Source organism: Pseudoflavonifractor gallinarum, assembly GCF_014982855.1.
Taxonomy (GTDB): Bacteria; Bacillota; Clostridia; order Oscillospirales; family Oscillospiraceae; genus Pseudoflavonifractor_A; species Pseudoflavonifractor_A gallinarum.
In genome coordinates this window covers 98,414-109,182 of the sequence record NZ_JADCKF010000005.1, presented here as the reverse complement: position 1 = coordinate 109,182, position 10,769 = coordinate 98,414, and the positions used below count along the sequence as shown (strand labels likewise).

The window sequence follows — 10,769 nt, the reverse complement described above, 5'->3', positions numbered from 1 at the left end:
CCTTCTATCCGTCCATCTGCATGGAATCCAGCAGCTCATTGATGGATGCACGCACGCAGTAGGCCCCATTGTCCCAGACCACCTCGCTGTCCACCAGCCGGGCGGTTTTAAACAGCTCCGGCGACGACAGCCTTCCAAACCGGATGGCGTGGACCCGCTGCTTCATGTCAATGACCGCCTCGCTGCCGTTGGGAAAACTCAGCTTGAGCTGATAGTTGGGAAGTACCTGTAAAGTGATGCCGGAGGCGTCCATAAGCTCTCCTCCTTTCGCGCAAAAATAACAGCATAGGAACTCTGTATTTATCATACCGAGTTCCTATGCTGCGCACATCCCCCGAAAGGGGGATTTTGGGGGGAGTTATTTCAAAAGATCCACCAGTTTGCTCCGGCGGTCGATGTTGGTCTTGTTGAAGATACTGCGGATATGGCTCTTCACGGTCTCCTCCGAGATGAAGAGGCGCTGGGCGATCTCCTTGTTGCGCAGGCCCTCCGCCGCCAGCCGGGCCACTTCCCGCTCCCGCTCGCTGAGTTCGGTCATCTGATCCGGGTACTTCTCCAGCATGGCAAAGATCCGGCTCTCCTCCGCCCTGGTATAGTGGATCTCCATGGCTTTGATCTCCGCGATGGCGGTCTCATGCTTCTTTTTGATGGAGGGAAGCAGAAACAAAACCGAGAGATACTTTCGGAAGCAGGCCAGGAAGGTATAGTTCTTGTCCTGCTCCGCCAGGGACAGGGACTGCTCCAGCCACTCCACCGCCCGGGGGATCGCCCCCATGGACAGGTAGCACAGGGATAGGCCCACACACATGAAATTGCGCGTGGACAGGGAGATGAGACGGCTGTCCAGCTGGAGGGAGGCCTCTACGCTGGCAATGGCCCGCTTGTACTCCTTCTTCAAAATCAGGTCGGTGATGCGGTTGGTCTTGGCCATGAAATTCGTAAAGGTGAGGTCCCCCAGCATGTCCGCCGCCCCTCTGGCCCAGGCCGCGGAGCGGTCCGGCTCCATCATGAGGCCCAGCAGATAGGTACGGACGGTCTCCGCCATCTGGGTGTTGATGGCGGTGTGCTGCAAAAAGGGATAGGCCAGGGCCTTGGTCTCCAGATATTCGATGGCCTTCTGCAGGGAGATCATGTCCGACTGGTAGATGGCGTTGATGCCCAGCAGCAGGGCCGCGCCGTAGGTCACCGTGGCGTTCTGCCACTGCTCCGACAGCAGCGCCGCCCGGTGGGCGTAGATGTCCGACTCGTCAAACCGCCCCTGGACGCTGAGGGCCTCGCCCAGGTAGAGCTCATAGGCCCCGGCCCCGTGATTGCCGGTGAGGGGATTGTAGACCTCCAGCATGTCCCGCAGCGCCTCTGCCGTCTCCATCATCTTCCCCGGTGTGCGGTAAAAGAGATACCACATGGAGGTGGTGCCGAACAGATAAGGCTCCCGCCGGTTGAAGAGCCGGGAGGGCTCGCTCATCCAGGCGGCAGCCTCCTGGTAACATGCCTTCATGCGGGGGATGTCGGGAAACTCCCGGAAGGCGGAGAGGAGATACCACTCCCACATGAGCTGCCGGCTGCCGTTTTCCGCCAGGATCTCCCGGCTCTCCTCCAGCGCGGCTTCAAAGCCCCGGAAATCCGTGCCTGCAAACAGGGCCAGGCACAGCCGCAGCATGGAGAGGGGGTATTGGGCCAATGTCTCCCGGGGACAGCGCTGCAGCACCCTGCGGGCCAGGGCGGTGTAGGGGATCGAGCCGAAGGTCTCCCCCAGAAGCCCCACCAGCTCGCAGGAAAGCAGCTGTTCGTCGTTGCCCGCCTGGAAAAAGCACTCCACGGCCTTTTTGTTGTTCCCGGTCCGGCGGTAGATGGTGCCCGCGGCCTCATAGACCTGACAGCGGAAGTCCGGGGGCATGGATTCCAGCATCTCCAGCAGGAAATGCCGCAGCAGCTCGTGGGGATAGCTGGTTCTGGCCCGGATGTCGTGGTGCATGAGAGGCGTGCGCACCAGGAGGTTCTGCAAAGCCGCCTCCTGGCCGGGGGCAATGTCCGGCAGCCGTTCCTCCTGGATGCAGTCATACACCGCCACCCGCAGCAGCATCTCCTGCTCCTTACAGGAGACTTTCCGCCAGAAAAATTCGTGGAGCAGCCCGTCCATATCGTGAAATTCCGGCAGCTTGTCGGGATTGTCCTGTAAGCTCTTCAAATACAGGGCCACCGCGGCGGCCCAGCCCTCGGTATTGCGGTAGACCATGTCGGCCTGCTGCCGGGTCAGGTTCAGGCCCAGCTGCTGGGCATATTGCAGGATGTCCTTCTTGCCCAGCAGAAAATCCCGGGAATTCAGCCGGGAGACGCCGGAGCTGCTTTCAAAGACGGCCCGCAGCTTTTTAAAGTTCTGGGAGATCAGCACCACATGCAGGCCATCCCGGGGCCGGTCCGCTATCGCCTGCAGAAGGGGCAACGGCCAGTTGTCGCCGATCAGCTGAAAATTGTCCAAAATGAGATAGCAGGGTGAGGAGACCGAAAGGCGGGCCAGGATGTCCGCAGCGGCGCTGACATTGCTGCGGTTCAGAAAGCCAAGCCCCCGCAGTGCGGCGCCTGCGTCCGCGTCCAGGGTGCCGATCTGCCGGATAAACCAGTCCAGACTGGTGTCCTGCAAAAAGCTCACCGCTGTGAACCAGTGGACCTGCTCGTGAGGAATCTCCCGCATGGCCCAGCGGACCGCCGTGCTTTTCCCATAGCCCGCAGGCGCTTCGATCATGGTCAGACTGCTTTGATAGATGTGAGAAAGTTTCTGTTGGATATCTTGCGAAAAATAGAGCGTATCCATTTGCTCACCCCGTTCCTATCTTTTATTATAGGAAAAAAGGGGGGCCTTGTCACTCCCTCGAAAGGGGGATTTTGGGGAAGCGGGCAGCGCGGTGCGGCTGCGGCAGAGGCGCCTTCCGTCTTCGGAATCGTTCCTTTCCATGCACTCCGATCCGCCCTATATGAAACATCGGCCGCAGTTTTTCCTGCGGCCGATCTTCACATGCGCCCGGATCAAAACAGCTGTCCCGGCAGCCTTAATTTTTCCTTGGGCGGGAAGTTCCGGTCAAATTCCTCCGCCGCGGCCTCATCCACATAGTAGCCCTTCGGCGTGTGGTAGACCCCGGTGATGCCCTTCAAAAAGTCCGGCTGGAGCTCCCTGAGCAGGACATAGGGGACGATCTCCTGCTCCGGCTCCCCGTGGTAGTGGACGCCCCGGGTCCCGGCCACTACAAAGCCGGACTTGCCGTAGAAGTCGATGTTGCCCTCGATGCACAGGGCCCCCGCCCCCAACTCCCTGGCCCGCTCCATGGACTCGTCCAGCAGATATTTGCCCAATCCCTGCCGCTGGAGGTCCGGGCGGATGCTGATGGGCCCGAAGGTCATCATGGGGATCTCCCGGCCGTCATCGGCCACAATTTTGGCGCGCATATACAGCACATGGCCGATGAGCGCTCCGTCCCGCTCCATGACCAGGTCCAGCTCGGGCACAAAGTCCGGGTCCCGGCGCAGCACATGGACCACATAGTGCTCCAGACAGCCGGGGCGGTATACGTTCCAGAAGGCCTCCCGGGTGAGATGTTCTACGGCAGCGTAGTCCGCCGGTGTTTCCCGGCGGATGATGATATTGTCCTGTCTCATAGTTCCTCCTCGATATGGTGCGGTCGAAGTTATGCTCTCTTTCCCTGCCTGCAAAAGCAGGTCTCCTCATGGGAGTCGATCACGCCCACCGCCTGCAGATAGGAGTAGATGATGACGCTCCCCACGAACTTCATGCCCCGCCGCTTCAGATCCTCAGACACCGCGTCGGACAGTTCGGAGCGGACCTGTCCGGTCTCATGGATGCGCTTCCCCTCCGTCCAGTGCCAGAGGTAGCGATCAAAGCTCCCCCACTCCCGCTGCATGTCCCGAAAAATCCTGGCGTTCTTTACCGCGGCGCGGATCTTCAGCCTGTTCCGGACAATGCCGGGATCCTGCCTCAGTGCCTCCAGCTTTTCCGCGTCGTACTCACAGACCTTCTCCAGATCAAAGCCGTCAAAGGCCCGGCGGAATGCCTCCCGCTTATTGAGGATACACTCCCAGGAGAGGCCCGCCTGAAAGCCCTCCAGAACCAGCATCTCAAACAGCCTCCGGTCGTCGTGGACGGGAATGCCCCACTCCTCATCGTGGTAGCGGATATAGAGAGGATTCTTGGGATTGGCCCAGCTGCATCTGATTTTTTCCGTCATATGACCACGCTCCATTTCTTTCTCCATTCCGTCCGTCTGACTACAGGGTGGAAGCTCTTCAGAGCATCTCCCGCAGCGCAGCGATGAACCGGCAGACGTGGAAGCCGTCGCAGACCGCGTGATTTACCTGAATGGACAGCGGCAGCCACACGCCGCGCTCGTCTCGCTGGTATTTCCCCATGGTAAAAATGGGGGGCAGGTAGCGGTAGCCGTTTTGCAGGTTCAGGTTGAATCCCTCAAAGCTCTCCCACGGGACCATGGAGACCGGGAAGGTGTTGACCGGCACGTCCGGCTTTGCCATCATGTCCTTACAGCTTCCGAACTGCTCCAGATCTTGCTGATAGGCCCGGCAGAAGGCCTCGTAATCGTCGGTGTATTCGGTCCACAGATTGGAGAAAGTCTCGCTGTCCCGGTGGAAAATCGTGTAGCAGGGATGCATTTCCGTATAAAATCCCAGCGTCCCGTCGGGCCCCAGGTCCATGCGAAACTCCTGATACTGATTGACCGCCTTTGCGATCCGGTAGAGCATGGCCGGATAAAGCCGCTCCTTTGCCTCGATGAGCGGCGTGATGTCCAGCTTTGTCGTCATGCTATATGTGCAGGGCACCTGGTGAAAGTAGTGCTCAAAGTGCTCCTTTCGGGCCCAGGTGTCCAGATCGACCGGTATAAACTCCATGTTGCTCCCGCCTCCAGTTCCTTCTCTTGTCTCTGATCTATTATTATAGCATACAAACCGGGTCATACCAGTCCAGACGACGGATATGACCCGGTTTTTCGGCCTGACCGCCAGGGACTCAGCCGTCCATGGCCTGCTCCAGGCGGGCGTTCAGGGTGTCCTCCTGGGCTTTTACGTTCCCGATGATGGACGCGCCGACGATGTTGCCCTCGCTGTCGATCACGTATGTGGTGGGGTATCCCGCCAGCTGGGAGATGAAGTCCGTATAGAGCGCCTGGTCTGGGTCCGGGGAGAGATTGGTGTAGGTGACCCCTTTTTCCTTCAAAATCTTCCGGGCGGTCTCCAGCTGCTCTTCACTCTCGCCGGAATCGGACGCCACGCCGATGAGATTGATGTTCTTCTCCTGAAAATCCTGGAAATACTCCTCCAGCTCCGGCATCTCCTCGATGCAGGTGCCGCAGCCGTTGTTCCAGAAGTTGACGATGGTGGCGTCGTACTCGGAAAAGATGTCGTTCGTCACCTCATTTCCCTCCATGTCCACCTCGGAGAAGGTGGGAAACGGCGTCTTGGAGACCAGTTCGTCGGAAGAGGAACAGGCGCTCAGCCCCAGAACCAGGGCCGTGGTCAGAAGGGTAGCAATTCTTTTATCCATGGTTTGTGCTCCTTTTTTCGTTCATGATCCAGGGGGCCTGTCTCTGGATGGCCTGGTGGGGGCAGGCCCGGATGCAGTCCCCGCACCGAATGCATTCGGCGTGGTTGGGATGGCGGAACACGTCCACATCCATGCCGCACACGCGGCTGCACACGCCGCAGGCAGTACACTTCTCCCCATCCACCGACAGGCGGTAGAGGGAGACCTTGTGAAACAGGCCGTAAAAGGCCCCCAGAGGACAGATCCACTTGCAGAAGGGCCGGTAGAAAAAGACGGCCAGCAGGATGACACCCAGGAGGATACAGCTCTTCCAGGTGAACAGCGCCCCCAGGCTGGCCCGGATGCTCTCGTTGGCCAGCGCCAGGGGAATGCCCCCCTCCAGAATCCCGGCGGGGCAGATGTACTTGCAGAAAAACGGGTCAGCCAGTCCCACCTCATTGACCACCGTCATGGGCAGCACGATCACAAAGAGGACCAGGATACCGTATTTCAGATAGGTCAGCCAGCGCAGCCGGCGGGTCCCAAACTTTTTCGTGGGGATCTTATGGAGCAGCTCTTGAAACCACCCGAAGGGGCACAGAAAGCCGCACATCGCCCGCCCCAGCAGGACGCCGAAGAAGAGCAGGATTCCCATGATATAGTAGGACACCTGATATTTCGGCGCGCCGATGACCGCCTGCAGCGATCCAATGGGGCAGGAGCCCGCCGCCGCCGGGCAGGAGTAGCAGTTGAGTCCGGGCACACAGAGGCTTTTCAGCCGCCCCCGGTATAATTTCCCGCTGAAAAAATGGAGCAGAAAGGGGTTGGAAGCCAGGGCTGCCGCCGCCTGGATCTTCCACCGTCCGCTTGTTTTCCGTTGTTTAGCCAATGCCCACACACTCCAGACACAGATTGATGCCCTTGTTCCAGACGGTGGCCGTTTCCCCGCGCAGGATGCCCGCGGCGATCAGGACGCCCGCAGCCAGCAGAAGGCAGACCGGGATCTTTTTCATCGTCCCGCTCCTCTCATCCCATCGCAGCGGCGGCCATCCCATCCTCCCCGGAGGGGTCGTCCTCCTGGGCCATGGCGACAAAGCTGGGCGCGGAGGCCGCCAGATCCTCCGCCTCCACCTGGGAAGTCCAGGCGGAGATCAGGGAGCCGTTCACATACCACACGCCCACACAGGGGATCTCCGAGGCCATCTCGTCATTCTGGGCCAGCGCCTCCTGCATGGACTCGTTGTAGGCCACCACCGGGAAGGGCGCGCCCTGGAACAGCTCATGGTCCATGTCCCCCTTGCTGCACACCACGATGTCCGCCCCCGCGGCGCGGACATCCTCCACCGCATCCACCAGTCCGGTTTAGAAATCCGCGGCTCCGGGGTCCTCCGGGTCCAGAAAGACCAGAAAGGCAGTGTCCGGAAGATCCGCCCCGGTGTAGGTCTCTCCGGTCAGGGTCTCCGTCTCAAATGCGCCCACCTTGTTCACGGCCATTTTGTCCGCCGCAGGGACCGAGCGCTCTTCCAGATAGCTGTCCGCCCACTCCTGGGTGATCCACCCCTTGTCCAGGGCGTCCTCGATGGTCACCGAGCCGTCGCGGATGGCCGCCTCCACTTCCTCCGGGCTGGGGGCCTTGCTCCCGCAGGCGGAGAGGGTCAGGCACAGCGCCAGCGCGCCGGCCAGAATCGCGTTTTGTTTCATGGGGATTCCTCCTGTGTTTTCATTTGACGCCGGACATGATACCATAGAGCGTGTCAAGTCCCTGTCAAGTTCTTGACACAGATTTGACCGGGACTGTGTTACCATAGGAGAAAAACAGCAGGCGTTTTGTGATGAAGATTTTCGTGGTAGAGGACGAGCGCCAGCTGTGCGACGACATCGCCGAGGACCTGGAGCTGGAGCGCTACACCGTGGAGCGCTGCTATAACGGGCTGGAGGCCTGGGAGCGCATTCTGGTGGAGTCCTACGATCTGGTGATTTTGGATCTGAACTTGCCCGGCATGGACGGGCTGGATATCCTGCGGGCGGTCCGCAGGGAAAAGCCCGAGCTGCGGGTGCTCATCCTGTCCGCCCGGAGCACCCTGGCCGACCGGGTGGCCGGACTGGACCTGGGGGCGGACGACTACCTCACCAAGCCCTTTGCCCTGGAGGAACTGGAAGCCCGGGTGCGCGCCCTGCTGCGCCGGGATTTTGCCTCCCGGGATACGGCCCTCGTGGTGGGGCCACTCACGCTGGATACCCAGCGGAGGGAGATCTCCGCCGAGGGTCTCCCCCTCTCCCTGACCCGCAAGGAATTTGGGATCCTGGAGTATCTCATGCTCCGGGCGGGGCAGGCGGTCAGCCAGGAGGAGCTCCTGGAGCACATCTGGGAGGCCGACTCCAACCCCTTCAGCCACGCGGTGCGGATGCACATCTCCTCCCTGCGGAAAAAGCTGCGCACCGCCCTGGGCTATGACCCCATCGTGACCAAGATCGGACAGGGATACCGTCTGGAGGTGAGGACTTGAGCCGGAAGATCTCTCTGCGTCTGCGGGTGACGCTGGTCTGCGGCGTGCTGCTGGCCGTGTGCTGCCTGCTGCTGACCGTCAGCCATACTTACTCCGCCTATGAGATGGCTGACGCCATTGAGGCCACCCCCCTTCAGCCGGCCCAGGCGATCGGCGCATGCGAGACGGGAGCGCTCTCCCAGCTCCCCATGGCGGCGGTCAGCCGCCCCGCCCGGGAGACCTTCCGGATGCAGAGCGTGGCCGCCATGGGGATCATCGTGGTGAGCGGCTGCCTGATGGTCTACTGGCTCACTGGGAAGGCACTCGCCCCCCTGCGCCGGCTGGACGAACAGATCCGCAGCCGGACCGCCTCCGACCTGGACCCCCCTCTTCCCGTGCCCGCCAGCGGGGACGAGGTGGCCGGACTGACGGTTTCCTTCAACCAGATGTCCCAAAACCTCAGCCGGGCTTTCCAGCAGCAAAAGCAGTTTGCCCAGTGTGCCGCCCATGAGCTGCGCACGCCCCTGGCTGTGCTCAAGACCCGCATGGCCCTCTTCCGGAAGAAGGGGCTGTGCACCACGCCCGAGACAGCCGCGCTGCTGGACGTACTGGAGGAGCAGACGGAGCGGCTCTCCGCTCTGGTGAACGACCTTCTCTCCCTCACCAACCTGGACGATCTGGAGCGCAGCGCGCGCGTGGATCTCTCCCCGCTGCTCACCCAGGTGGCCGGGACCCTGGAGGGGGCGGCCCGGGCGCAGAACATTGCCATCCAACTGGAGTGCAAACCTGTAACGGTATTGGGAAATGCCATCCTGCTGGAGCGCGCCCTCTTCAATCTCATGGAAAACGCCGTCAAATACAACCGTCCCGGCGGGACCGTGACCGTCCGGGCCACGCGCGCGGGAGCATATGCCCATGTGGAGGTCTGCGACGAGGGGGTGGGGATCCCTCCGGAGTTCCGGGAGCAGATCTTTGAGCCCTTTTTCCGGGTGGACAAATCCCGCTCCCGGCAGCTGGGCGGGGCCGGGCTGGGCCTCTCCCTGGTGCGGGCCATTGCGGAGCTCCACGGCGGCAGCGTGCGGGCGGAGGCGGTCCAGGGCGGTGGAAGCCGTTTTCTCCTGGTGCTGCCCTGCCCGGAGGAGGCGCAGTGTAAAATTTGATGATGCAAAAGTCCGCTCCCATATGGTAAAATAATGGGACCGATCCGGGGTGCCTCGGATCGGTCCGGAATCACGAAGGTCTGAAGCACTCCATCTGCGCATGAGAAACCGCCGCACAAGCCGGCCCCGCCCCCTCACCTCTCCCACGAGGTGGGGATGTTTCATGTTCTGTGACACTGTCCTCTTACCTTCTCTGCCGCATTCCATTGACCGATGATAGATAGAAGGAAGGTTCCCTATGAACGAAAAAGAAGTTGCTGAAATTCGCCGCCGCTTTCGCAAGGACAAGAGCAATATCACCCATATCCGCGGCTGCTATGTGAATGAAAATCAGGAGATCGTCGCCCGCTTCGACCAGTCTCTCGCCATGATGTCCGAGGAGGAGACCGACACCTTTCTCTCCATCCTCAAGCGCACCCTCAGCGGAAGCCTGGGCAAAAATCTGATCGACCTGGCCTTTGACACCCAGCAGGTGGTCAACAGTGAGGAGCACCGTCTGCTCATGGCTCTGCGTGACTCCTCCCTGAAGGATGAGGAGGCGGTGGACACCTTCTTCCAGAAGGTCATTCAGTCCGCCGCGCTGGAGGGAAATTATCTCATCCTGCTGGCCCACGACACCTACGATGTCCCCTACCGCTCCAAGGACGGGGATACCCAGGCCGACGCCTCCTCCGAGGTCTTTTCCTACATTCTGTGCAGCGTCTGCCCCATCAAGCTGACCAAGCCCGCCCTGAGCTACTATGTGGCGGAGAATGCCTTCCACAACCGCACCTCCGACTGGCTGGTCTCGACCCCGGAGCTGGGCTTCATCTTCCCCTCCTTTGACGACCGGAGCACCAACCTCTATAACACCCTCTACTACACCCGCAACAGCGCCGAGAACCACGCCTCGTTCGTGGAGGCCGTGTTCTCCCGCACCCTCCCCATGCCTGCCGACGAGCAGAAGGAGGCCTTCCAGAGCATTCTGGAGGAGACCCTGGAGGACGATTGCAGCTTTGATGCGGTCCAGGCCGTCCATGAGCAGATCCGGGACCTCATCGAGGCCCACAAGCTCAACAAGGAGGAGGAGCCTCTGGTCATGACCAAGGACATGGTCAGGCAGATACTCGGCTCCTGCGGCGTCAACGAGACCCAGATGGCCCTCTTCGACACCAAGTTCGACACCCATTTCGGCTCGGACACCCAGCTGCCCCCCCAGAACCTGGTGGACCCCAAGCGCTTTGAGGTGCGCACCCCCAACGTCACCATCCGGGTCAACCCGGAGCGGGGCGATCTGGTGGAGACCCGGGTCATCAACGGCGTCAAGTACATCCTCATCCGCGCCGACGAGGGCGTGGAGGTCAACGGCGTGAATATCCACATTCCCTGATATGAAGTGCAAAAAAGGGCCGGAATGCAGATCGCATTCCGGTCCTCCAGCATGTCGAAAAACTTCGACATGCTTCTCAAAAATGCAAGCATTTTTTCGAGGGGGTGCAGGCCGCTGCGCGCACTCGCTTTCGCTCGCACACTTGTGGCCTGAGAAGTGTGTTTTCCGACGTACATGCCGCCGGAAAACACGATTTGACACTCTTCCGC

13 protein-coding genes are annotated in these 10,769 nt (G+C 60.8%); 3 read left to right on the top strand and 10 right to left on the bottom strand.

What is annotated here, in order from left to right:
* Positions 1–4: 4 nt before the first annotated feature.
* From INF37_RS06960 to INF37_RS06920, 10 genes are all read right to left on the bottom strand, one after another.
* Positions 5–253: a DUF2442 domain-containing protein gene (locus INF37_RS06960; RefSeq protein WP_101691926.1), complete on the bottom strand. Its 249-nt coding sequence runs from the start codon at positions 251–253 to the stop codon at positions 5–7.
* Positions 254–358: 105 nt separating this feature from the next.
* A complete protein-coding gene (locus tag INF37_RS06955) occupies positions 359–2,743 on the bottom strand; it encodes a LuxR C-terminal-related transcriptional regulator (RefSeq protein ID WP_193537316.1) in 2,385 nt (794 codons plus the stop codon).
* 281 nt (positions 2,744–3,024) lie between these two features.
* Complete coding sequence (locus INF37_RS06950) at positions 3,025–3,651, bottom strand: GNAT family N-acetyltransferase (protein WP_193537314.1); 627 nt, start codon at positions 3,649–3,651, stop codon at positions 3,025–3,027.
* Between the two features lie 29 nt (positions 3,652–3,680).
* A complete protein-coding gene (locus INF37_RS06945; protein WP_193537312.1) occupies positions 3,681–4,238 on the bottom strand; it encodes a DNA-3-methyladenine glycosylase I in 558 nt (185 codons plus the stop codon).
* Positions 4,239–4,296: 58 nt separating this feature from the next.
* On the bottom strand, positions 4,297–4,914 hold the full coding sequence (gene catA / locus INF37_RS06940; protein ID WP_193537310.1) for a type A chloramphenicol O-acetyltransferase: 618 nt from the start codon (positions 4,912–4,914) through the stop codon (positions 4,297–4,299).
* A gap of 118 nt (positions 4,915–5,032) precedes the next feature.
* Positions 5,033–5,566 (bottom strand): TlpA family protein disulfide reductase, encoded by a 534-nt coding sequence (locus INF37_RS06935; RefSeq protein WP_193537308.1) that lies wholly within the window; start codon positions 5,564–5,566, stop codon positions 5,033–5,035.
* Complete coding sequence (locus INF37_RS06930; RefSeq protein ID WP_193537306.1) at positions 5,559–6,434, bottom strand: 4Fe-4S binding protein; 876 nt, start codon at positions 6,432–6,434, stop codon at positions 5,559–5,561. Before INF37_RS06930 ends, INF37_RS06935 begins: the two co-directional genes overlap by 8 nt.
* Positions 6,427–6,558 (bottom strand): CD1871A family CXXC motif-containing protein, encoded by a 132-nt coding sequence (locus INF37_RS15870; RefSeq protein ID WP_252192538.1) that lies wholly within the window; start codon positions 6,556–6,558, stop codon positions 6,427–6,429. The genes INF37_RS06930 and INF37_RS15870 overlap by 8 nt, the downstream gene beginning before the upstream one ends.
* Positions 6,559–6,571: 13 nt before the next feature.
* Positions 6,572–6,889, bottom strand: coding sequence for a hypothetical protein (locus INF37_RS06925; protein ID WP_193537304.1), 318 nt, complete (start codon positions 6,887–6,889; stop codon positions 6,572–6,574).
* An 18-nt stretch (positions 6,890–6,907) separates the two neighbouring features.
* Complete coding sequence (locus tag INF37_RS06920) at positions 6,908–7,246, bottom strand: hypothetical protein (protein WP_193537302.1); 339 nt, start codon at positions 7,244–7,246, stop codon at positions 6,908–6,910.
* Positions 7,247–7,377: 131 nt separating this feature from the next.
* On the opposite strand from INF37_RS06920, the gene INF37_RS06915 reads away from it, so the two are divergent.
* The 3 genes from INF37_RS06915 (at position 7,378) to INF37_RS06905 (ending at position 10,560) form a co-directional block, all read left to right on the top strand.
* Positions 7,378–8,052 carry a response regulator transcription factor gene (locus INF37_RS06915; RefSeq protein ID WP_193537454.1) on the top strand — a complete coding sequence of 225 codons (675 nt, stop codon included), beginning with the start codon at positions 7,378–7,380 and terminating at the stop codon, positions 8,050–8,052.
* Positions 8,049–9,191, top strand: a complete 1,143-nt coding sequence (locus tag INF37_RS06910; protein ID WP_193537300.1) for a HAMP domain-containing sensor histidine kinase — start codon at positions 8,049–8,051, stop codon at positions 9,189–9,191. Before INF37_RS06915 ends, INF37_RS06910 begins: the two co-directional genes overlap by 4 nt.
* A gap of 238 nt (positions 9,192–9,429) precedes the next feature.
* On the top strand, positions 9,430–10,560 hold the full coding sequence (locus tag INF37_RS06905) for a DUF4317 domain-containing protein (protein WP_193537298.1): 1,131 nt from the start codon (positions 9,430–9,432) through the stop codon (positions 10,558–10,560).
* Positions 10,561–10,769 lie beyond the last annotated feature (209 nt).

Coding starts and splice junctions, on each gene's coding strand:
- INF37_RS06960 (WP_101691926.1), bottom strand. CDS start 253: ATGGACGCCTCCGGCATCACTTTACAGGTACTTCCCAACTATCAGCTC.
- INF37_RS06955 (WP_193537316.1), bottom strand. CDS start 2,743: ATGATCGAAGCGCCTGCGGGCTATGGGAAAAGCACGGCGGTCCGCTGG.
- INF37_RS06950 (WP_193537314.1), bottom strand. CDS start 3,651: ATGAGACAGGACAATATCATCATCCGCCGGGAAACACCGGCGGACTAC.
- INF37_RS06945 (WP_193537312.1), bottom strand. CDS start 4,238: ATGACGGAAAAAATCAGATGCAGCTGGGCCAATCCCAAGAATCCTCTC.
- catA (WP_193537310.1), bottom strand. CDS start 4,914: ATGGAGTTTATACCGGTCGATCTGGACACCTGGGCCCGAAAGGAGCAC.
- INF37_RS06935 (WP_193537308.1), bottom strand. CDS start 5,566: ATGGATAAAAGAATTGCTACCCTTCTGACCACGGCCCTGGTTCTGGGG.
- INF37_RS15870 (WP_252192538.1), bottom strand. CDS start 6,558: ATGAAAAAGATCCCGGTCTGCCTTCTGCTGGCTGCGGGCGTCCTGATC.
- INF37_RS06920 (WP_193537302.1), bottom strand. CDS start 7,246: ATGAAACAAAACGCGATTCTGGCCGGCGCGCTGGCGCTGTGCCTGACC.
- INF37_RS06915 (WP_193537454.1), top strand. CDS start 7,378: ATGAAGATTTTCGTGGTAGAGGACGAGCGCCAGCTGTGCGACGACATC.
- INF37_RS06905 (WP_193537298.1), top strand. CDS start 9,430: ATGAACGAAAAAGAAGTTGCTGAAATTCGCCGCCGCTTTCGCAAGGAC.